General features: G+C 62.4%; 17 protein-coding genes and 1 tRNA gene. 12 read left to right on the forward strand and 6 right to left on the reverse strand.

Annotated elements, in window-relative coordinates:
* Positions 1 to 237: 237 nt before the first annotated feature.
* The 11 genes from rlxS to DDE10_RS22195 all read left to right on the forward strand — a co-directional run bounded on the left by rlxS (position 238) and on the right by DDE10_RS22195 (position 14,918).
* The gene (gene rlxS, locus DDE10_RS22145) at positions 238 to 2,205 is read left to right on the forward strand and encodes a relaxase/mobilization nuclease RlxS (protein WP_114954990.1); all 1,968 of its coding nucleotides are present in this window, start codon (positions 238 to 240) and stop codon (positions 2,203 to 2,205) included.
* 85 nt (positions 2,206 to 2,290) lie between these two features.
* Positions 2,291 to 2,713, forward strand: a complete 423-nt coding sequence (locus tag DDE10_RS22150; protein WP_114954991.1) for a CopG family transcriptional regulator — start codon at positions 2,291 to 2,293, stop codon at positions 2,711 to 2,713.
* Positions 2,714 to 2,869: 156 nt separating this feature from the next.
* Positions 2,870 to 4,384, forward strand: a complete 1,515-nt coding sequence (locus DDE10_RS22155) for a hypothetical protein (protein ID WP_114954992.1) — start codon at positions 2,870 to 2,872, stop codon at positions 4,382 to 4,384.
* 240 nt (positions 4,385 to 4,624) lie between these two features.
* On the forward strand, positions 4,625 to 5,713 hold the full coding sequence (locus tag DDE10_RS22160; protein ID WP_114954993.1) for a GTP pyrophosphokinase: 1,089 nt from the start codon (positions 4,625 to 4,627) through the stop codon (positions 5,711 to 5,713).
* A 75-nt stretch (positions 5,714 to 5,788) separates the two neighbouring features.
* Complete coding sequence (locus tag DDE10_RS22165) at positions 5,789 to 8,053, forward strand: sigma factor-like helix-turn-helix DNA-binding protein (RefSeq protein ID WP_114954994.1); 2,265 nt, start codon at positions 5,789 to 5,791, stop codon at positions 8,051 to 8,053.
* Positions 8,050 to 10,023, forward strand: a complete 1,974-nt coding sequence (locus DDE10_RS22170; protein ID WP_284734830.1) for a DEAD/DEAH box helicase family protein — start codon at positions 8,050 to 8,052, stop codon at positions 10,021 to 10,023. Before DDE10_RS22165 ends, DDE10_RS22170 begins: the two co-directional genes overlap by 4 nt.
* A complete protein-coding gene (locus tag DDE10_RS22175) occupies positions 10,013 to 10,210 on the forward strand; it encodes a CxC ATPase DNA modification system associated small protein (protein WP_114954996.1) in 198 nt (65 codons plus the stop codon). Before DDE10_RS22170 ends, DDE10_RS22175 begins: the two co-directional genes overlap by 11 nt.
* Positions 10,200 to 12,179 carry an AAA family ATPase gene (locus DDE10_RS22180; protein WP_114954997.1) on the forward strand — a complete coding sequence of 660 codons (1,980 nt, stop codon included), beginning with the start codon at positions 10,200 to 10,202 and terminating at the stop codon, positions 12,177 to 12,179. Before DDE10_RS22175 ends, DDE10_RS22180 begins: the two co-directional genes overlap by 11 nt.
* The gene (locus tag DDE10_RS22185; RefSeq protein WP_114954998.1) at positions 12,180 to 12,668 is read left to right on the forward strand and encodes a hypothetical protein; all 489 of its coding nucleotides are present in this window, start codon (positions 12,180 to 12,182) and stop codon (positions 12,666 to 12,668) included.
* 451 nt (positions 12,669 to 13,119) lie between these two features.
* Positions 13,120 to 13,647, forward strand: a complete 528-nt coding sequence (locus DDE10_RS22190; RefSeq protein WP_114954999.1) for a hypothetical protein — start codon at positions 13,120 to 13,122, stop codon at positions 13,645 to 13,647.
* Positions 13,644 to 14,918, forward strand: coding sequence for a DGQHR domain-containing protein (locus DDE10_RS22195; RefSeq protein ID WP_114955000.1), 1,275 nt, complete (start codon positions 13,644 to 13,646; stop codon positions 14,916 to 14,918). The genes DDE10_RS22190 and DDE10_RS22195 overlap by 4 nt, the downstream gene beginning before the upstream one ends.
* A gap of 28 nt (positions 14,919 to 14,946) precedes the next feature.
* On the opposite strand, the gene DDE10_RS22200 is transcribed toward DDE10_RS22195, so the two are convergent.
* The 5 genes from DDE10_RS22200 to dndB are packed head-to-tail and all read right to left on the reverse strand — an operon-like array spanning position 14,947 to position 21,029.
* Positions 14,947 to 16,113 (reverse strand): cysteine desulfurase family protein, encoded by a 1,167-nt coding sequence (locus DDE10_RS22200; protein ID WP_114955001.1) that lies wholly within the window; start codon positions 16,111 to 16,113, stop codon positions 14,947 to 14,949.
* Positions 16,113 to 16,481, reverse strand: coding sequence for a DNA sulfur modification protein DndE (gene dndE, locus DDE10_RS22205; protein ID WP_114955002.1), 369 nt, complete (start codon positions 16,479 to 16,481; stop codon positions 16,113 to 16,115). Before dndE ends, DDE10_RS22200 begins: the two co-directional genes overlap by 1 nt.
* On the reverse strand, positions 16,462 to 18,462 hold the full coding sequence (gene dndD / locus DDE10_RS22210) for a DNA sulfur modification protein DndD (protein WP_114955003.1): 2,001 nt from the start codon (positions 18,460 to 18,462) through the stop codon (positions 16,462 to 16,464). The genes dndE and dndD overlap by 20 nt, the downstream gene beginning before the upstream one ends.
* On the reverse strand, positions 18,459 to 19,952 hold the full coding sequence (gene dndC / locus DDE10_RS22215) for a DNA phosphorothioation system sulfurtransferase DndC (RefSeq protein ID WP_284734831.1): 1,494 nt from the start codon (positions 19,950 to 19,952) through the stop codon (positions 18,459 to 18,461). Before dndC ends, dndD begins: the two co-directional genes overlap by 4 nt.
* Before the next feature lie 39 nt (positions 19,953 to 19,991).
* Positions 19,992 to 21,029 carry a DNA sulfur modification protein DndB gene (gene dndB, locus DDE10_RS22220; RefSeq protein ID WP_114955004.1) on the reverse strand — a complete coding sequence of 346 codons (1,038 nt, stop codon included), beginning with the start codon at positions 21,027 to 21,029 and terminating at the stop codon, positions 19,992 to 19,994.
* A gap of 148 nt (positions 21,030 to 21,177) precedes the next feature.
* On the opposite strand from dndB, the gene DDE10_RS22225 reads away from it, so the two are divergent.
* Complete coding sequence (locus DDE10_RS22225; RefSeq protein ID WP_114955005.1) at positions 21,178 to 21,474, forward strand: helix-turn-helix domain-containing protein; 297 nt, start codon at positions 21,178 to 21,180, stop codon at positions 21,472 to 21,474.
* Between the two features lie 658 nt (positions 21,475 to 22,132).
* Here DDE10_RS22225 and DDE10_RS22235 read toward each other — a convergent pair.
* Positions 22,133 to 22,208: transfer RNA gene (locus DDE10_RS22235), tRNA-Glu, on the reverse strand.
* Between the last annotated feature and the right edge of the window lie 17 nt (positions 22,209 to 22,225).

Here is a 22,225-nt window from a genome sequence, read left to right on the forward strand (position 1 = left end):
GGTGGTGCTGGTGGTGGGAGGTCTTGGGAAGGATCTGCAGTAGGGAGACAGTAGGGAGCAGGGGAAGGCAAGATTAAAGCAGTGCCTCCCTGAGGCCCTGAAAGTGGCGTCTGCACATCGTTTTTTGTGGAGGCATGCGGGGGCGCATGCCTCCACTTGCTCGAGAAGTGGCGGATTTCTGCGGCACGTTGTGGAGGACCTTGAAGACAGCCGTTAGGCTCGCCTCATACTCGTCCCATGGAAGATGATTTCGAGCTGTGGCTCGGCCGCATTGGCGACCGCGGTCGCGGGAGCGGCAAGCGCTTCGCCAACCGCATTAGGCAGGCGGCGCAGCTTGCCGGCGGACCGAGGGTGCGCGGCGGCGCTCCGAAGTTCGACGGGAGTCGGATCGGTCGCGGTGCCGGCGCGGGGCGCGTGCTTTCGAGTGGGCCGCGGTATAGAGGCCGTACGGCGCGGCGGGTGGTGGTGAAGGCCAGCATCGTGAAGCTCGGGCAGAAGGGCCTCGCACGAGCGACGGCCCACATGCGCTACCTGCAACGGGACGGGACCACGCGCGAGGGCGAGCGCGGCGGGCTCTACTCGGAACGGGAGGATCGGGCGGACGGCAAGGACTTCGTCGCTCGGGGCGAGGGAGACCGCCATCAATTCCGTTTCATCGTCGCGCCGGAGGATGGTTCAGAATATGAGGACCTGAAGCCGCTCGTCCGGCGCTTTATGGCCCAGGCGGAGAAGGACCTCGGGACGAAGCTCGATTGGGTGGCGGTCGATCACTTCAACACCGGTCACCCGCACAGCCATGTGATCGTCCGCGGGAAGGACGATCGCGGCAAGGACCTGATCATTGCGCGCGAGTACCTGACGCAGGGGCTGCGTGAGCGAGCGGCCGAACTCGTCAACCTGGACCTGGGGCCGCGGACGGAGCGGGAGATCCTTCGCTCGCAGCTCGGCGAGGTCGAGCAGGAGCGGCTGACCGGCATTGATCGGCGACTGATCCGGTCGATGGACGCGGAGGGGCTCGTGGATCCGCGGCGGGGGAGCTGGGTCGAGCAGGATCTGCGGACGGCGCGGCTGCGGACGCTCTCGGGGATGGGGTTGGCAAGCGAGCAGCCCGGCGGCCGGTGGAAGCTCGATCCGGAGCTGGAGACGACGCTGCGAAAGATGGGACGGCGCGGCGACATCGTGCGGACCATGAACCACGCGCTCAGGATCGCGATGCAGCCGCGGGCGCCGCAGGACCAGGCGATCTACGATCCGGATGCATCGGATGCGCGGCCGGTGGTGGGCCGGCTAGTCGCATCCGGTCTGGCGGACGAGCATGCCGATCGGCGGTTCCTCATCGTGGACGGGGTCGATGGGCACACCCACTATCTCGATGTTGGAGCTAGCGTCTTCGACGCGCGGCCGGGGGCGATCGTGCAGATCGAGCCCAGGCGGGCCGGCGTGCGCGAGGTGGATCGGACGATTGCGGCGATCGCCGGCACGAGCAAGGGCTGGTACAGCGTCGAGCTTCATCAGTTCCGCGACCCGACGGCGAGCGAGTCGTTCGCGACGGCGCATATCCGCCGGCTCGAGGCCCTTCGCCGGAGCGGCCTTCCTGTCGAGCGGGAGGTCGATGGCTATTGGCAGATCGCTCCGGATCATCTGGAGCGGGTCGAGGCGTATGAGCGGCGGCTTCGCGCTCGAATGCCCCTCACCGTCGCGCTCCTCAGCGGTGACCGGCTTGACCTGCTGCCCGAGCGCGACGGAGCGACCTGGCTCGACCGTGAGATCGTTGCTGAGAAGCCGGTGGAGCTCGGGCGAGGTTTTGGGGCTGAGGTCCGTAAGGCAATCGACCGGCGGATGCAGTGGCTGGCGGCGCAGCGGATGATCGATCTGGAGGGGGAGGATTACCGCTTCAGGTCCGACCTGGTGGATCAGCTGGAGCGGCGGGAGCTCAGGGCCGCCGCGGTGAAGATCGAGCGCGAGAGCGGACGAGCCTTCCGCGAGCACGGGATCGGCGATCACGTGCAGGGGATCTGCCGCGGGCCCATTCAGGTCGGCGACCGAAAATTTGCGCTGGTTGAGCACTCGCTCGAGTTCAGTCTGGTGCCGTGGCGGCCGGTACTGGAGCGGCAGATCGGCCGGGAAATATCGTGCATAGTGCGAGGCGGCGGGATCAGCTGGACCATTGGCCGCGAGCGGCAGGGGCCCAGCATCGGCATGTGAGCCGGATGACGTGCGGTGAGCGGGCGCTTGGTGCGGCGGAGTCGTCGTTTGGCACGACGCCGCTTGCCTCCATAGTGGCGCTACCATGAAGACGTTGAAGACACGCCATCAGTTCTATCTTCCCGACGATCTGTCGGAGGCTCTCGATCGGCTCTGCGCATCGTCCGGTTCGTCGAAGACGGCCGTGCTGACCGAGGGGCTTAAAGCCGTGCTCGAGCGGCGTGCTGGTCACGAGCTGGACCTGAGGTTCGGAGTGCGCTTGGACCGGATCAGCCGCGGGCAGGAGCGGCTCGAAGGCAAGGTCGATCTTCTGGCCGAAGCGCTCGGCACGTTTGTCCACCATCAGCTGACGATGGTCGCGCACCAGCCGCCGTTCGATGACGAGACGCGGCAGCTTGGGCTTAAGCGATATCAGGCGTTCATCGATTTGGTGGGGCGGCGGTTGGCGTCAAATTCGGAAGTGCGTCTGGCCAAAGTATCTGACGGTTTGCGGGCCGAGCGCAGTTGATAATGCCGCAGCATTGATGGAGAAACCTCTATTCTGAGTCTAGTTGGACCAGGCCACCTCGATTGGCCCTTGGAGGAACACCACTAGTCACAGCCGCGAAGAGGGAGCGAGGCCAATGTCGTACCTCAGCGCGCTTAGGCGAGGTAGGGGGAGGGGATGGCGCAACAGCGGAAGGACTGGGCTTCCCTCATTCGATCGGTCCACCGAAGCCGCGCGCCGAGTGCGCGCTTCTTCAAGCCTGTCTGCGTTATTGCTGCAATCGACCTTGCCGATCTGGGCCGATTAGACCCAGATCTCCTCCATTCGGAGATGATCGAGCGAAGGTTCGGTGAATATGTGGCGCCGAATTTTCCGGACCGTGCTTCGAACGGCTGGCAACCCTTGTGGGCTTTGTCCAACGACGGATTGTGGAAGTTCTATCGCAAGGGCAAGCCGCTCGACCGGCGCTCATTCGAAAGAACCTTGCCGAGAACACGGCGGAAGCTGTTCGACGCGTTCGATGTCCAGGCGATAAGCCCCGGCTACAGGATGCTGTGGGACTCGACAGGGGCACGTCAGGAGCTTCGTGATCAGATGATGCTCATGCTCAGCGAGGACGCCGAGTGCCGACCGCTGCTTCGGCCCTTGTTAGATCGTGCGCAATTTGATCGCCCGGAGAACTGGCCAGATGATGCGAGGATCGCCGATTACCTTCGCTCGGTGGGCGGACAGTCCGACCTGTTCACCCGAACTGCCGAAAGTGGTGCCGGGTCGGCGCGCGAAGGGCTTGCCGCGTTCGATGTCGACGCTCTCCCGCCGGCTTCGGCAGTCGGTCCCGAGTTCCTCGCGACGGGCGAGACTCCGGTTGCTCTGAATCATCTCACCAGGGCTGTTAGTGCTATTCAGGCGGACTTGCACCGCCTATTGCTGATAAAATGCCGGGTCCTGCAGCGTGCAGTTCCCACGGCGAGCAACCGTTCGGCGCATCTCAGGCATCCGCTCAATGCCTTTGCAGATGCTCTCGGCAAGACTCCTGAAACTGCCGAAAGGCACATCATCTGGTCCCACGGCAACACTCTGCGGCGGCTGGACGATGCCGACATTCGCGCCAGAGCAAGCCCCGATCCCGACTCGCTTCCTTTACCCGAGCAAGTGGGAGAATTGCTGAGCGACCTCGTCGAACAGTTCAACGTCTATGCGCAGCAGGATCCGTTGCTCCGAGAGTTGGACAACGCGCGGATCGGGCCGTCTGGACGCGCGGAATTACTTGAACGGCTCCGCTCCGGAGCAGCGCTGGTGGGTGCTCTTCGCAACTCACCTCTCGTGATGGACAAAGAAGCTGCCGAGGTGCTGGCGACGGCGACCGCGACGGCCGAAGCGGCAAGCGGCACCTCGGGGCTTAATGCCGACCAGGCGATAGTCAATGCCGTGGAGATGCAGCGCAACGGGATTCGAGCCTTGCTGCAAAGCGCCTTACTCGAAGCCAAGCGGCGGCTGAAAGCTACAAGTCATGCCCGGAAGAGCTTCGTCGAAGGCGCGGCTAAGCAGGCAGGCGCAGAAGCAATCAAGCAGATCCCCTTTGTCCGCTTCGTCACTGGGTTCTCAACATATGTCAGAGCGATGTGGAAGGGTGAAAAAGGCTCAAACGTGATTGAGCAGCTGCTGGACTGGTTCAGCGCTCTTCGCTGGTAATGGCGATTGCGGGTTCCTGCCGTGGAGCGGTCGTCGCTTGGTCGATCAAGACAAAAGGTTTCGCTGGTAGCTGACACGTTACTGTGTCGCCGTGACACTGCTCCCATTTTCTGCAAGGGCGTACAGTCATCGCTTGCGAGCGCATGGCTTTGTGTGCCCGTTCTGCGTGAGGCCGTTGTCCATTCACGATTTTTTGGCTAGCCTGCCAGTCGGTTGCGGTTGGGGGCACAATACGGGGCGATGGCACTATCGGAGGAACAGATTACCGAGGCCGTTGAGCGTTACGGCCGGGAGCGGGATCGCTACATCAAGCTAGCCGCGCGGGTGGCCGATCTCACTCGTACGGCGATCCTCGAAGAGAGCGTGATTCGTGCGCAGGTGACATCCCGAACAAAGTCGGTTCGGAGCTTCCAGGGAAAGCTTCGCCGCTTCGCCATGAACCCGGAGAAGAACTACACGTCGGTGGAGGAGATCTTCGCCGGGATCAGCGATTTGGCGGGAGTCAGGGTCGCGACGTATAGACCAGAGGACCAGGAACAGGTCGAGAAGGAGATCTGCAAGGTGTTCAAGGGGCCGGGCGACGGAAACGTCGTCCCCGACCCGAAGGACAAGATCGATTTCGCCAACGCCCGCTTCTATCGCGGAGTCCATTGCCAAGTCTGCCTTCCGGAGCAGGAGCTGATCGGTGACTTTGAGAATCTTCGCGGTACGAGCTGCGAGGTCCAGATCTGCTCTATGATGGCCCATGTCTGGAACGAGATCGAACACGACATCTCCTACAAGCCTCAGGGTGGAGGACCAGGTCTCGTCGAGAAGGGGCTGCTCCAGGCGCTCGGCCACCTCACCCTCTCTGGCGACGCGACGATCAGTCGGCTGATCGAGGCGACGGAAGTTCGGCTCGAGGAGCAGACCGGCGACTTTACCGACGTTCATGATTTCGTTGCTCGGCTGCGCAAGAATTTTCCAGGGCTCGAACTGGCTGTGAACGCGGGGGTGGCATTCGACGTTGCGATGATCCTCGAGCTTTCAAATCCCGGGAGGATTGCTCAAGCGCTTGGAACGGGCCTCCCCGATATCGCGGTTGCCCAGGCGCGGGTCGAGCAGTTTAACCTCTATCTAGACCGGATCGGGGTCCCCGACGTGAGGCTCAATCCGCGATCTGCGGACGTTCTGACCGTCGCCTTGCTGCAGAAGAATGCGCAACAGGTACTGGCGTATTTCGCCGATCGCACCACCACCCGTCCTCCCCGACCCGCCACGCTGAGCAAGAGATATGTCGATTTCCTGGCGAGACTCGACGACCCGGCTCCCGAATCTGAGGCGGCATAGTGGGCGGCTGATGTCACCTAGGATCGAGATAGGGCCGGCCGTCCGAGCCGCTTTGCGCACCAGCGTGCGCGCGCGATGAGGCTCACATCGTCTTCGTCCGCTCGCTCCGAAGCTGACGCGACCAGCTTTTCCGGAGCGCCGGCTCGGCTCGATGTCGGCGAGATCGGTCAGCTGATGGCGCTCATCGACGAGACCGCGGTTGGCGAGCTTCTGGCCGACCGGCCCATGTCGGTTCGCCTCAAGCGGATTATAGGCCGGCCCGAGCTGGCGGGCATGTCCTTGCGCTCGCTGCTACAGCAGCGGCTGATGGTCGAGGCCTGGATGCTTCGCCAGCCCAATTGTGGGCAGCGGTCAGTCAGCGAGCTGATGACGCACCTTGCAGGTTACGTTCGCGCCCAGCTCGGCCGGTACGGGGTTCCAGATGACCAACTCGGCGAGGCAACGGCCAGGCTGCTTGGAATCCCAGCGGATCTGGAGATAGGTCTGCCTGACGATCCTCCACCTGATTGCTCTCTGTTCGACCTCGTCGACTGGCTTTTGGCTCGGCTCGAGCCGCGCCAACTCGACATCATTCGGCGGCGTTTCGGGATCGGCTGCGCAGACGAGACGCTCGAGGAGATTGGTCGGTCATACAACCTTACTCGCGAGCGGATTCGTCAGCTCGAATCGCGTGCGCTTAGCGAGCTTCGCCTTCACTCCCGCCGTTCGAGGCTCAAGGCCCTGCTAGACGAATATCGACCGGTTACTTGGGACCGGCTTGCCGACGGCAAGGCTCACTTGACCGCCGCTCAGCTTAATCGCCGCGAATCGAGACTTGACCGCCGGTTGCACCTTGCACTCGCAATTCGCGGGCTTGGCCTTGAACGCTGGATCGCCGGCTTCGCATCGCGGATCGGCGCAGGCCGCCTCCACCACCGCCTCAATCGTGATCACGTCAAGCGGGTCGCCAAGGAGCTTCGACTCTCAAGCCGGGGGCGCCCGCTACCGCGAACGCTCGACCATGCTCGTGGGAGTATCGCCATCGAGGAAGCCGCCGCGGCGGCTGAACTCGTGCTCAGATGGCATCTGGAGGCAGGCTATGCCTATCCCAAGAAGCCAGCCACCCGGCTTCGCCGAGCGACAGCGCTTCATTGGCTGCTGACGCGGCTCGGCGGACCGGCCGAGGTGCGCGAGCTGCTCGATCGGTATCACGCGGCCGTCCCTCACGATCCATGCTCGGATCGCGACCTCGTCATCGTGATGGAAGCGGCAAGGCATCTCTTCGTCGAGATCTGGGAGGGGCGGTGGCAGGCGGTCGGACCGGCGGGGGATATCCCGCCAAGCGCTTCGGCGACGGTCCCGCCCGCGGATTCCGAGCAGGCGAACGAGAACACCATCACCGCGGCGCTGGAGCGGGAGCTTCTTCGCGTCGGACCCACCCGACTTGGCGAGCTGATGGCCCGAGCCCGGGATATTCTTCCCAGCGGGCGCTCGGCGAACAGTCTCGCTCCCACCCTGATCATGAACCCGGCGCGTTTCATTCGTGTACTTCCGGGGGTCTACGCATTGCCCTCGCACAAGCTCGGTGAGGAGGAGATTCTGAGCGCCCACAGGCTCGATTTTCTGCTCAACGAGAAGCAGGCGCGGCTGTTTGGGCTTGCCCGGCGCTGCGGCGAGCCCTGGGGCCGGTTTCCCTTGTGGAGCCCGGCGGCGGAAATGCGGCTCTGCCGCTGGGCCCGTGCAAATGCCGCGCCGTCAATCTTTCGCTCACTTCTCTCCGTGGCCAGTCCTGAGGAATGGCCGACGGATCAATCGGACAGGCAGATGTGGCTCGACCTTAGACGCAGTCACGGGCGGTTCGAGCTTGGCTATTCTCGTCGCGAAGATCGGGTCGGTCGACCGCCGCTGGAGCGCATTCTAGCGGCCGGGCTACAACTTCGGACAGAGGGCAGCATCGGTTTCATGACGGTCAACCGGATCCTCGGCATTCGGCTCGATTCCTCAAACGCGGCGACCGTGCTCGCGGTGCTGACGGGGAGCGCGATGGCAGTTGCGCCGGATGGAGGCGCCTCGTGGCAACGCCCGCACCTGCCCGGTCGCCGGCTAGATCAATGGCTCGAGGCCCTGTCCGAGGCCCACCATTCGGACGGCCAGCTGGCTTGGCAGAGCGATGTGGGGGCCGCCTTAGGCCAGGCGTTGGATGCGCGGGTGACCGATGGGCTTTCGCCCGAGATGGATCCGGTCGTGCCTGCCGATTTTTCCGATGAGGATGACGAGTTCGAGCGCTTCATCCAGGATCACCGCCGGGCGATTGCCGAGCAGCGCCGCGAGGATGCGTTGAACTGGCTGGACTCCGAATGATCCAGGGGGCGGGGCACTCGGCCGAAAACCTCATGCTTCGGCTTAAACCCCATTACCGCTCGGGTCAGGATAACCTTGCCGAAGACTTCTTCGCCCCATGTCTAGCCGCATCGCGCCTGTACCGGCGAATGTCGGGTTATTTTTCCTCGGCTGCGTTGCTCACCTGGTCGGAGGGACTGCTCAGGCTCGGCAACCAAAGCGGACTCGAGATCAGGCTGATTGCCTCGCCTGAGATTCCTGCCGGAGACCTTGCGACGCTTGCGGCGCTAAACGACGAGGTCGAACGGAAACGCTATCGCGCGGTGCTCGTGGATTCGGTCCTCGATGACATTGCCAAGTTAGCCGCCGAGCCTGGAGAAAAATCGGTCCGGGCGCGAATTTTCGCCTGGCTGATCGCGAACGAGCGGCTAAAACTCAAATTCGCCTTCGCCGCACATGTGGAAGGCGCTGGGCTGTTCCACGAGAAGATGGGCGTTTTTAACCTCGACAGCGGTGCTCGACTAGCCTTCACCGGCTCGGCAAACGAGACGGCCCGCGGTCACCGCCGCAATTACGAATCTATCGACGTCTACCGTGACTGGGTGCCGACGGAAGTCGGCCGAGTCGAGACCAAGGTCGAGCAGTTCGAGGAGACTTGGGCCGACCTCGCGCCGGGACTCGATGTGCTTCCCCCTTCCGCCGAAGTGATTGCTCGCTTGAAGGCCGTCGCTCCGGTTTCTCCGCCCGCCGACATTGGCATCGATGTCGCTCCAGTCGATCCACGCTGGCGGCACCAAGATGAAGCCGCCGACGCGTTTATGCAGGCCAAGTCGGGGATTCTCGAAATGGCTACCGGCACGGGCAAGACCCGTACGGCGATCAAAATCCTCACGCGACTGATCTCTGAAAACAGGATCGATACAGCCATCGTGACTACAGACGGGACCGATTTGCTCGATCAGTGGTCGGTCGAGCTCGAGGCTTGGTCGCAGGAGAGTGGAACCGGCTGGCTCATACTTCGGCAATACGAGACGAATCGCCAAGCGGCGGAATACCTGCTCGATCCACGAAAGGCCCTGATCGTGGTCTCACGAAGCCAGTTGGCGCGCATACTGGAGCCGCTGAGGGCAGACATCACCCGTCGAGCGTTCATCATTCATGATGAGGTCCATGGTCTGGGCGTACCCGCCCTGGTCGGCACCTTAGCCGGCCGGCATTCCGAGTTCGGGTGGCGCCTCGGGCTCAGCGCGACCCCGGAGCGCGCCTACGATCAGACCGGCAATGAGTTTATCGCCTCTGAGCTTGGCGACACGCTTTATCGCTTTCCGCTCGAGCGAGCAATCGCCCGCGGCGTACTTGCCGAATTCGACTATCTGCCGCTCGCCTACGATCTCACGTCGGGAGACCGCGACCGGCTTCAGGCGATCTATGCCAGGAAGGCGGCCCGGTTGCGCGAGGGGCGACCGATGACCAACGAAGAGATCTGGACCGAGATCGCAAAGGTCTACAAGACGGCGGAGATGAAGCCGGAGGTCTATCGCAACTTCCTTGACGAGCGGCCCGAGACACTCGACCGGTCGATCATTTTCGTCGAGACGCGCGAATATGGCGAGCAGGTCCTCGAGATCATCGACGAACATACCAACCGCTACCGGACCTATTATGCCGATGACGATCGAGATCATCTCATTGCCTTTGCGCGCGGCGAGATTGCCTGTCTGGTGACCTGTCATCGCATCTCGCAGGGCATCGACATCCAGTCGCTCAATGCTGTCGTCTTGTTTGCGTCGGCGCGGGCGAGGCTCGAGACGGTGCAGCGGATCGGCCGCTGCCTCCGAAGCGACCCGGCCCGGCCTTCGAAACGAGCGCTCGTCATCGACTTCGTTCGCCCCCCGGCCCCGGGAGAATTCATGGCGAATGCCGATCAGGACAGGGCGGCTTGGCTCGGCCAGCTCGCAACTACACGAAAGGGGGACGAGGATGGCGCTTGATCCAGCGCTTGAGGCCGCAATTCGTGAAGCCGCGGAAGAGGAAGGCCAGCCCGCGACTGTCGCGGCACGGCTGATCGCCTGGGCGGAAGCCCTCGCGGAAGGGGACGACGCTGTCGAGCGCCAGGAGAGCTTTTATGCGCGCCTGATGTCGGCGGTCAGTGGCGCGGAGACCGCAGATGAAGATTAACATTGCGGGCTGGAGCTCGGAAGGGCTGCGCTGTCCCGACGTCGATGTCGACCTGCGCCAGGACGGCGGCGAGTCCTATCACGTCGCCTTGCTCCAGATGCCGAATGGCACCGGCAAGACCACGACTCTCGAAATGCTCAAGGCTACCCTGAGCGGCGAGGGCGCGAGCTGGGACGAAACCAAGGTGCGGGCCATGCGCCGAAAGGACGCGAAGCATTCGACGGGCAGGTTCAAGGTGCGGCTGATGGTGGACGGAAAGCCAGTAACGTTCGAGCTCGAGCTCGATTTCGTCAACGGCCGGGCGACTAGCCTCACGACGCGGCCGGGAAGCGGTGGACTGGTTCGTGGGTGGAAGCCGCTGCCCGAGATCCGGCGTTTCGTGGAAAGCTCATTCCTGAACCTGTTCGTGTTCAACGGCGAGCTCGCGAACGAGCTGTTCCTCGAAGATAAGGCCAAGGCCGAGGATGCCATCGATTCACTATGCCAGCTCTACTTGGTTGAGGACATCATGGATTTCGTGGAAGACAGCTTCGATACCGCAATCAAGAATGCGACCGGGCCCAAGTCCTCGCAGGCGCTCCTTGCCCTGCGCAGGAAGCGCGACGAGCTTCGAGTCCGAAAGGCCAAGCTTCAGCGCATGCGGACAAAGGCCGTGCAGGATCGCGAAACAGCGAAGAAGGCCAGTGAGGAGCTGCAGGCGCGGATCACGGCAAAGACCAGCGGCCACGAGAAGGACAAGGCCGCTCACGCCGACGCGAAAGTCGCGGAAGCGACGGCGAAGGCGGCGGTCGAGTCCGCCCGTGACCTGCTTCTTCAGTCCCTTCGCAATCCGCTGAGCTTCAGTCCGGCCATCGGCGCGAAGCTCGTGAACTGGAAGAACTGTCTTGACGAGCTCAAGCTTCCGGAAGCCACCTCGGCCCAGTTCTTTAACGACCTCAAGAAGCGGACGGAGTGCATCTGCGGAACGCCGATGACGGATGTCATGCGCGAGCAGATCTCCAACGAAGCAAGGCTTGTTCTGAGCTCCGAGGAGACCGGAGCGATGAACTTCATCAAGAGCGAGATCGAGCACTACCAGCCCAAGGCCGGCGAGCCCAGCCTGAACGACGTGATGCTCGACCGGCTAGCGGCATTGTCCACTGCCCGGCGTGATCACCTCAAGGCGAGTCAGGATGTGAGGACCTACTGGCGCAAGATCGTCGATGCTGGGGGCGAGGAGGTCAAGGAGTGGGAGAAGCAGCAGAAGGCGCATGATGCGAAATGCGGTGAATGCGAGGATCTCATTCGGGACATCGATGATCCGGGGCTCAACGTTCGAACCGGCGAAATCTTCTCGCTTGCCCGGATCCAGCGCGAGATCGACGACGCGAGCAAGAAGATCGCTGACGCGACCGGCACCGAGATGTTGCGCGCTAAGACGGCGGCTGTCACGAAGATCATCCGGCGTGCCGAGGAGCTGGCGCGCAGGGCGATCAAGACCGAGCTTGTGGATTCCTGCAATCGGCGCCTGAGGCAGATCCTGGCCGACGATCCCATCGCCCTGGAGTCCATCGACGGGCACCTCGTATTGGCGGGTCAGGAGCGGGGAAGCGAAGCCCAGACGCTGTCTGTCGGCTATACATTCCTCATGACTCTCCTCGAGCGAGGCGACAACCGTTTCCCGCTTCTGGTTGACAGCCCCGTCGGGAAGATGGATGGAACCGTCAGACGGGCCGTTGGCGAGCTCGTCCCGACTTTGTGCTCGCAGTTCGTAACCTTCGTCATCAATACCGAGCGGCCCTATTTCGTGCCCGCCCTTAAGCGGGCGGCGCGCGATGTGCTTCACCTCACGTTTTTTCGACAGACGCCGGGAACTCAGAGGCTCATGGCCGGGCTCCCGAAAACTGGAGTCACCCGGACTGCCGACGGGATACTTGTCGAGGACGAGGCTTATTTCGAGGCTTTCGACATGGAAGTCGAGGGGCGCTAAATGGCTGCTTTCCGGATCCGCGAGGACGCGTACGCTTGGTTCTCCAATGTCGAGAAGACTCTTCCCAACGGCACCATCTTCGACCTCTATTATTTCTGTGCGGTCACTGGCCTAGTCACCGGATCTAGCGATGATCCGGTACGGGCGGGAATGCCGACCAAAGAGATGGTCGACTATTTCGTCAACGACTACAAGCCGTCCCAGAGTTTCCTGCTTGCAATGCTCGTGATCGCCGAGCTGAAGAAGCGCAAGGTCGATCTCAGCGAGGAGGAAGAGGTCCGCTCCACCTTCCGCGAGCTGATTGGTGGTAACGGCGACAGCTATCTTCGGGACGAAGGCACCCGCCGCCTCAATGCCTATGCAAGCGGCGGCTACGATTATCTCGCCGAAAGGTTCGATCAGAAGCCGCAGTCGAGCGAGGAATTCCTCCGTCAGTTCGCTGACATCGTTGGAAAGGCAGCCCGGGAAGGTCCTTTCGCGTCCTCTTGATTGAACTGAAACCCGCGGCTTCCGAGCTGCCGGAGTCGTTAGGCAGCTCCGTCTGATCGCGCCCGCAGCGACCGCCAGCCAAGCGCGCGAGCTTGCGGCTCCGAAATGCATTCAGTTGGAAGGCGCATTCGCTTGTCAGTCCTGACGCGACGGCTCCTTCCCACGAGGTCTGGGGCGAGTGGTGAAGCGGCGAACGCGACCTATAGATGAGTGTAATTGGTTCAGTCCGTTGGCGGCGATTGGGCTCCTGTCGATGGCACTGGAAAAGAGCGAGGGGCATTCTTTTGTTCCGGCGCCTCGCCGGAATTCAATCAGGTGCCGGATATTGACTCCCGATCGCTTGCCCGTTGAAGCTCAGCTTCGGTTTCGGAGCCGGCGACCTGAAGGTGAAGGGGGACGGGCAGCGCCTGTTTCACCGCAGCCCGCTGAGCACAAGCGTGGAGGAGTGACCTTGGCAACGATTGTGCCCGGCGGGGGCTGGAGGGATTTCCGGCGTGACCTCGCGCGCCGCTGGCGCGAGCCCTTCAGGCACGCCACTTATTGCTTCTTTTTTATTGCCAGCGTGATCTTCGTCGGCGGACTCGGGATCTGGCTGGAGTTCGTCATGCTGGCACGCTCCGACCCGCCGGCCAGCACCACCAATCTTAGAACGGCCATCGCGACCTTCTTTCCGGCATTGATCGGGTCGACCTGTCTGCAAATCCTGTTCGGGACATATCTCAAGGCAATGAAAGCCTTCTCAATCGTTTTCACTCTGATCTTTTCGGCGATCGGCGCGTGGCTAATCATGGACGATGCTCTGCGGCCTCAGACCGCGTTCTTCGTCGGCGGCGCAAGCACTCTGGCTTCCCTGTGGTACTGGTGGATCGCGAACGCGGACAACGCCGATTATTATGACGACCGGGCTCCGACCGCTTCGATCGGCGGCGACGATCCGACGCGTCCTCTCGAAGGCAATCTCACAGGATTTCAATCATGACGATCCCGCAGATCACGTTCCCCTTCCGAACGAAGGCGCTCCGCGTCCATCAGGAGCTAGCGGAATGCTGGGTTGCGGCACTGCCTGCCAAGCTTCTCCTCGACGTCTGCTTCAGCGACCGGCTGACCGCAGAGCATACCGATAATCCCGAAAAGCCGTATCTTTTGGGAGGCATTCAGCGGGAGTATCAGGAAAAGCGTCTTCAGGAGATCGGTAGGTATATCGATCGTGACGATTCCGCATTTCCGAACTCCATCATCCTTGCGGCAAACTCGCGGCCGACCGACGGAATGATCGAGGATGCCCCGGAAGATCAGGCGCTCGAAGACGCCGAGGCGGACCAGTTGACAGCGGCTACGGCGGCAAGCTCCGCCCAGGTCGACCGGCGCTGGCGCATCGAGTTGGCCGCCGACGGCTGCCACGAACTCGTCATTCCCACGATCGACAAGCTCGCTGCCGTCGTTGACGGGCAGCACCGCCTGTTCGGCTTCGCCAAGGCGGAAGTCGTCGAGCGCCTGGGCATGGACATGATCTGTGCAGTCTATCTCGACCTGCCCAAGCCCTTTCAGGCGCAGATATTCGCCACCATCAACTCGAATCAGAAGAGGGTCGACAAGAGTCTCACCTATGAGATGTTTGGTTACAATATCGACGATGATGAACCTTCTTACTGGAGTCCCGACAAGCTTGCGGTGTTCCTGACCCGGCGGCTTGGCAGTGATCCCAAGTCCCCGCTGAAAGGCAGGATCATCATTGCTCCCAAGAAGGATGCGCAGCTAGCCCACCTTACTGGCGGCGTCGGCTGGAAGGTGTCGACGGCGGTCGTGGTGGAGGGAATTGCTCGCCTGATCACCAGCAATCCAAAGGCGGATGCCAACAACCTCCAGACTCCCCGAAAAGTCAGAAGAATCGATATCAGGGAGCGGCGAAAGGACCGCTCTCCGTTGCGTGAGGCATATTTCGAGGGCCAGGACGTTGTAATCTACACGATGGTGTTGAACTATCTTACGGCCTGCAACGACCTGTTCTGGTCATTTGCGCGCACCGACTCCTTCATTTTCAAAACCGTCGGTCTGCAGGCCCTGTTCGACATTCTCCGCATCCTGGCGAAGGATGCGTTCGAAACGAAGATCATCTCCGTCGGCCATTTCCGTCGAGTGCTCGAGCCGGCAGCTCGCATCGACTTTGCCGACGACCGCTTCCGCAACGCTTCCGGATCAGGGCGAAGCATCATCAGGCGCGCGATCGAGGAGGCCGCCCGGCTTCGGTGAGCCACTTTGACGGAATTAAGCGCCGCCGTCAGGCGGCGTAGCGGCGCAGGTCCTTCGCCGCTACGACGACGAGATCTGCAAATTCAAGCAGCTCATGGTCCTTCGTGAATCGCCCCGGCGACACCCTGAACGCCTGGCGCGCGCGCGGCGTATTGCCGAACATAGCAAGAAGGACTGGGCTGGTCTGCACTTTCTCGGTGGCGCAGGCGCTGGATGCAGAAAAGCTGGCGAACGTGTTCAGGCGCTGCATGAGCGCCAGCGGCTCGACGCCGGCGATCGACAAGGAGATGTTATTGACGATCCGTTCGGTCGGGTGGCCATTGAGCTGGACTCCGTCTATTCCCGCCGAGACACGATCGAGGAAAGCTTCGGCCATTGCCCGGAGGCGCTGATCGGCCGCCTCCGCTTCACGCGTAACAATCTCGACCGCCTTGGCAAGGCCGACGGCAAGGTGCACGGCGACGGTCCCCGGGCGAATTCCCTTTTCCTGCCCCCCGCCGAACATGATGGGCTGGAGCCGTGCCCGAGGCGAGCGTGACCGAACATATAGAGCCCCGACGCCCTTGGGGCCATAGACCTTATGGCCCGAAAGGCTCGCAAGGTGAATGTGGCTAGCGGCGACGTCGACCTTGCGGTGAGCCATCAGCTGAGCAAGGTCGCTGTGGAACAGAGCCCCCCGGCGTTCGCACAAGGCGCCGATTTCTGCGATCGGCTGAATCGTTCCGACTTCATTGTTGGCGCCCATGACGGAGACGAGTCCGGTATCATCGCGCAGCGCGGCATCGACATCCCCCGGATCGACCCGGCCTTGCTCGTCGACAGCAATAACCGTGAGTGCATAGCCCTCCCGCTGGAGCTGCCGAAAGGGCTCGAGCACGGACGGGTGCTCGACCGCTGTCGTGATCAGGTGACGGCGGTCTGGCTGTGCTCGCGCTGCGCCGAGGATGGCGATGTTGTTCGCCTCGGTGCAGCTCCCGGTCAGGATGATTTCATTGCTTCTTGCGCCGAGGACCTGAGCGATCTGTTCGCGAGCCTTAGCAACGGCGCCCTGGGCTTGGCTGCCGTGAACATGCTCAACACTCGACGGGTTGCCGAAAATCTCGCTGAGGTAGGGCATCATCGCCGCGGCCACCTGCGGATCGACAGGGGTTGTCGCATTATGGTCGAGGTAGACGGGAAGGGTTGACCCGAGCATCAGATCCTCATCGCCAGCCGTCCCAGATCGGCCGGTGACTTGGCTCGCACCGCCAGGGTCCCGATGCCGCGGTGAATGTGCGCCCGAAGACGCTCGATCAGAACCGGGTCGCTGAGCTCGGGGCCGCCGTCATCTTCCTCGACGAAGCGAAGCAGCGCGCCGATCGTCCCGGTATGCTCGCCGGTGAGGGTGTAGGCGTTGAATTCCAGTCCCTTCTCGTCCGGCGCAAGCGAGGTGACGGGCCCCTCCTCAAGCGAAAGCATGATCGCGGCACGGCAGAGGAGATTGGGAGTGACCCCGGTACGTTGGCGAAGAGAGCGCAGCCGGCTTGTCGCTTCGGTCGAGATTCTAAGCTTGCTGTAGTGCATCGGCTGCCTCCCTGGGTTCCTCGCCGAAATAACCGGGAACCGCGCGTGTCGCCCGACACTGGTGATCATATTCGAGACGATAGGAGTGGCTGACGCTGGGCGATAGCCGCTCGAGCAGAGCTCCATCCACTTCGGTGTCGGTCGAAAGGACGATGACCTGGTGGCTGGCCTGAGGGAAGTACCGCTCGACGATCGTCGAGCGGTGCTCGCTGTCCAGCCGAGCGAGGGGCGTATCGATGATCATGGGAAGAGCCCGACCGCTGGTGCGGGCGAGCGCCCACAGCATGGCGATCGCATAGACCTGCTTCTCACCCGCGGACAGGCTCGATTTGCGAATCTCGACTCCGTCGCGATCGATGAGGGTCGCATCGAACGTGGCGCGATCGATCCGAACGTTGGCGACGAAGCTGCCCTTTCGCGAAAGGTGATTGAAGCACTCGACGAATTCCTTCCGGAGCTGAGCGATTTTGAGTTCGAGAAGCCGCTCTTCATATTGCTTCAGCGCTCGTCCGACCCGCCCGGCCAGAGCCGCTCGCTCCTCCGTCGCGGCCGCCTCGCTCTGGGCCTCGATCGCTCGGTCCTTCGCCCGGATCAAAGTAGCCCGCTCATATTCAAGGCCTCGAAGCTCCTCGATCCGCGCCTTCAGCTGGGCCTCGACAACCCCGACATCCTTCTCGGCAAGGAGGAGCTCGTCCAGGACGACGCCGGCAGCGTGGCCCGAGGCCCTGACCATCTCGGCATCGACGTTTCTGAGCCGCTTGGTAAGCGCATCGAGGTCCGAAACCAGCACCGATACCTTCGCCGGCATCCCGTCGCGCGCCTCCGTGAGCCGGGTAGCAAGCCGTCGACGCTCAGCGGCGTCCAGCCTGGCGAGCGAAGTGTCGCAATGCCCTGAGCTGTCGGCATCCGCCGTGAGGAAGGCTTCGAGATCGCGCCAATGCCCATCCTTCCAGGCGGCGCTCCTGGCCGGCTCGCCGGTTGCCCGCCAGGCGAGCAGGCGGCGCCGAAGCGCTTCGGCCTCCTCGGCGGCTCCGGCATCCCCCGCCCGCGACAAAGCTGCAAGGAAGCGCTCGAGCAACCTGGGGGCCATGGCGAAGGGCAGCAGTCCTCCTGCAAGGTCACGAAGCTCCTGCTCGCGCCGGGCGATCTGCTCTCGGATCTCCGTCCTCATCCCCTCTAGCGAGGCACGCTTGTTAGCGGCATCGCCGCCTTCGGCGATAAAGCGCTGGCGGACCTTGGTCGCCGCCCCGGTCTGCGCGAGATGGCGAGTGTTAAGCTCGGCTACCTCCTCGGTCAGATCGGCTATTCGGCGATCAAGGGCGCCGATCTCACGAACGACAGTCTCGAGCATCTCCGCCGCGCCGCCGTCGTCGCGACGGCTGCGGCGGGCCAGATAAAGACCGATATCCGTACGAAGGCGGCCGACCAGCTCGATTCCGAGCAGGCCCCGGACGGCGTCCGCAAGCCCCTCGTCCGGGTCGTCACGGGCAATTTCGGCGATCTTCTCGCCATCGAAGAAGAAGAGCTGCGACACTCCGGGCGGAATCAGCTCCTGAAGGAAGGCGTGCCATTCCTCGCGCGGAACCGTTTCGACCGGAGTTCCGTCCTTCTCGAGGATAAGTGTCTCGACGGCCCTCGCGCCCCGCACCGTCCAGCGTCTGGAAACCCGGTAGCGCTGGACTATCCCGGCTTCCGCGTAATCAAACTCAAGGCCGACCGAGGCAACTCGCGCAGCGTTACCTTTCGAGCCGACATGAACCCGGCGCTGGAGATAATCCTCATATTCAGACTGGGAGACCCTAAGCCCGAGCGCGCGCTTTCCATAGAGCGCCAGCCGGACCGCCTCAAGAAGAGTCGTCTTACCGGCGCCGTTGCACCCGCCGAACAGGACGACGGGCCGGCCCCGGGTCGGAACGAGGTCGAGCTGCTGGCGGCCGGCATACAGCCCAAAGTTCTCGAGTTCGATCGTTCGAAGAATCATTTTGTCCTGTCTTCCTGGGAGGCAGGCGAATGTTCGGGATCGTCCTCAAGCCGATCGGCATTCTCAATTCCGAGCCTGCGCCGCTGTTCGTCGACGACGAGGTCGAGGTCACGCCAGTCGAGACCGAAGGCATTCTCGATCCGCGTATGAACCGCATGACGGCGCTTGAGGCCGTGCGAAGCCCGCTCGATATCGAGCAAGCGCATGACGAGATCGGTTGGCACCTGGTTTTCGGCGCAGATCTCGTCAAGCAGCTCGCCGTCGTCGGCAGTGAAGGCGACGGCATCCTCGGCGACCCAGTCAAGGTCCCTGCCGAGGGTTTCCCGGACGATCCTCGGCACGCTGTCCGGCCAATCGCCGCGCTCGGTTCGCCAAAGCCGCCTAATCTCGTGTAGCTCGTCTTCCTGGATAAGAATGGGCGCTTCGCCAATCGGCGCATCCCTCGCCACCTCTTTCTGAGTTTCGAGGAGCCGGCGGAGCAGACTCCGGCAAAATTCAAGGGTATAGGGGCCGGGCATCACCCGGTCGGTGCCTGGAATGAAGTTGATCTGGCCGGTACGGCGACGAAAATCGCGAAACTCCCGCTTGCGCTCCGGGTCCTGGGTTTCCGCTAGCAGGTCGCGAAATTCGAGCAAAGGTGTAAGCCACTCCTCGCCGGAGTCGATCATTGCCTCCATTGCCTTGTCTCGTTCGACCACGGTGCAGACCCAGCATCCGAAGCGGGAATTGCCGCAGGAAGGCGTTGAAGTGTCGACGACCAGCGGACATTCGCCCGCCTGCGCGTTGCGGTACATGGCAACGAGGTCGCGATTGTCATTACCCCAGGGCGAGGGGTTCTGGAGCAGATAGGTCCACACGTCGTCGGTCGAGAAGCTCGCGATCGGCGCATAGACAAAGGCGTTGAGCAGAGACGAGTGGCGCGACAGCCGCGAACCCTCGATCCGGTGAAGGGACATGACCTGAGCCCTTGTCGCCGACTCTTGCGAGCGAACGCCGAGAACCATTACCACCTCACCGAACTCGGCGACGCGGCTCTTGATGAAGTCGTTAGCGGGCTCGATCTTCAGCCGCTCGGTGCACCAGCGGAAACGGCGGGAGGGGGCAGGATAGCCGCGGCCGATCATGTTGACCCAGAAGCTCCGGTCGACGTTAGGAACGACCTTCTCCGTGATGATGGGCATTTTCTGCTCGAGTGCCGCTGCTGCGATCCGCTCGAGCGTCACATCGATATAACGGGAGACGACCGGAGTCTCGACCAACGTGTCGGAGCTGATGACGTAGATATTCTTCGTGCGCTGCGCCGACGGGAGGACGGAGATCGCGCTCCAGATGATCTGGAGCGCCGTCGTGGAATCCTTCCCGCCGGAGTAGCCTACGACCCATGGACGGTGATCCGAGAGATAAATCTCCCGCACGTCCTCCATGAGTTTGTCGATGGACTCGGGCCCCGCAGGCGCTTCCATCGAGGCTTTGCTGTTCACGTCCTTCACCCGAAAACCCTAGCTGATGCGCTTGCCTGCGTCAGTTCTTTAGTTCGCCTTTTTCGGCTCTTTTCGTAAAGCGCTGTGGATAACCTCGGCAGTCAGAAGCACGCTCGTTCGAGACCGGTTGATACGACCGCCGACGAGCGCTCTGCCTTCCCACAGCCGAGCGTTCGATCGCGACCAATCGATCGAGGCCAGGCCTTGCAGGCTCTCGGGCCATTCAATCGGGCGCTCCACCATCATTCTGGCGCCGGCGATCGCCATCGCCTCCATCGCGACGCCGTGGGCGTGTACCCGATCCTGCCGGAGCTCCGCCGCGGTGAGCCGGCCTTCGCCAACAAGCCGCCATTCGTGCATCGCTGCGATGACGTGGGTCCAAAACTCGACCGCAGGTCGGGGATTGTCTTCACTTGCATCCAAACCTGCCTCCTCGACGAGAGTGGCGGTTGCGCTATGGATATTGCCGAAGGCGAAGAGCTTGCGCGATCCGCTTGAGACACAGGCTCGGGTGAGGTCGGTGAGGTCACGGAACAGTGGGATGGCATCAATGACGGCCCGCGAAAGCCCGGCTGCCTGGTTTCGGCTGTCATAGAAGAGCCGGAGCGACCTCGAAGGCTTCACGCCATGTTGATTCAGGTCGACGAACATCTGCTGCGAGCGAGCAAGCCCCTCGTCCGGAAACAGAGTGACGGCGATCGTCTCCTCACCGAGATGAGGCCGTTCCTTAAGCGCCTCAATGATGCCGGCTCTTCGATGCTGACCGTCATTGATCAGGATCGTGGCATTCATGTCGACAATCAGGTTGCCGGCAGACCGATGTCCATCGGCCGGCTCGAATCGCATGACGCCGTCAACCGTCGCGGCCAGCGCCGAGAGCACATATTGTCCAGCATTGGTCGTAAGGTAGCGAGCTATACCGGGCACTCGCGCCTTGTTCAGCTCCCGTTGCGCACGAAGCTGAGGGGGCAGCTCACCCTCGCTAAACTGGAAAAGCCGCTCCAGAGTCTTGAGAGGGACCATCGCCACATAATAAGCTCGGCCGGCCTGGACGCCGCGGATGGCCGTGAAGCTATAGACGTTCATAAGCTTCCTTTCGGTGACCGGCTCAGCCTTACCATTGGCGCCCGTGCGCGCCCCCGCATCAAACCAATCCACTGACTGTATATCACAGTCAATATACCGGGGATATATAATCCGTGGACCCCCGTAGTGCACCCGTGATTATGGGGGGATGAAATATCCCTCGGTTCAGCTCGCATTCGGCACCCGGGTTCGGGAATTGCGGCGTAACCAAGGCCTGTCGCAGGAGGCGTTCGCGGCCCTCGCGAATCTGGACCGCGGAGCCTTCGGCAAGATCGAGCGCGGTGAGATCAATGTGGGGCTGATCTCGATGGCCCGGATTGCCGTCGCACTAGGCATGTCGCTTTCCGCTCTGCTGGACACAGTCGAACTTGAGCATGATGAGGTAAGGTCCATGCCGCGTTCACTCCGCGGCCCCAAGTCGCTTAGTTCCGGGAAAGCTCTCTAATCAGCGAGCTGCCGCCCCTTTCAGTAGTGAGTTGGTTCGCCTTACGGACCATCGCGCTTTCGGTCAAAAGCAGCCCAGCCAGCGCGTCCAGATTTCTCAGGGTGGTGCTAAATGCGTCAAGGAGGCCGTCCCGGATCGATTGAAACTGCGATACACCGACCAGATGTCTAAGCCCCCTCATTCGGAAGACGCTCGGCTTTGAGTGCCCCGTATGCTCTCACGGCGCGCATCCCCGAGGCGTGCCGGCCAACCGGCATCGGCCGCTCGAAGCTGTATGACCTGATCCGCGCAGGCCAGATCCGCACAATCAAGGTCGGTACGATCACCCTAACACCGGCTGCGAGCTTGACTGAGTTCCTCGGCCTTCGGGCGTCGTACCCGGAATAGGCGGCAACGACTAGCGGCGTGGGCCGCGCCGCTGACGAGCCACGCAAACAAGCAGCGCCACTAGGTTGATCCCGACGCAGCTCGCTCCACGGTTCCCACGCGCCTCAGCGAAGCGGTGATTCGCCACTGGCGAAGGTTGCGGAAGGATTGCTCGCCTGTCGAGCTTTGATGTCCGCGACGATCCGCTGAAATCCAGCCACGGCTTTGCAGTGAATATGCAGCAAGTAGCCTTTTGGCGGACCGGTTGGGGCGGCTAAGTCGTTGATTTAGCTGGTGACCCCTACGGGACTCGAACCCGTGTTTTCGCCGTGAGAGGGCGACGTCCTAGACCGCTAGACGAAGGGGCCAATTGGCTTGCGGAGCC

Origin of the sequence: Sphingosinicella terrae (assembly GCF_003347635.1) — a bacterium.
In the GTDB taxonomy this organism is placed as follows: Bacteria; Pseudomonadota; Alphaproteobacteria; order Sphingomonadales; family Sphingomonadaceae; genus Allosphingosinicella; species Allosphingosinicella terrae.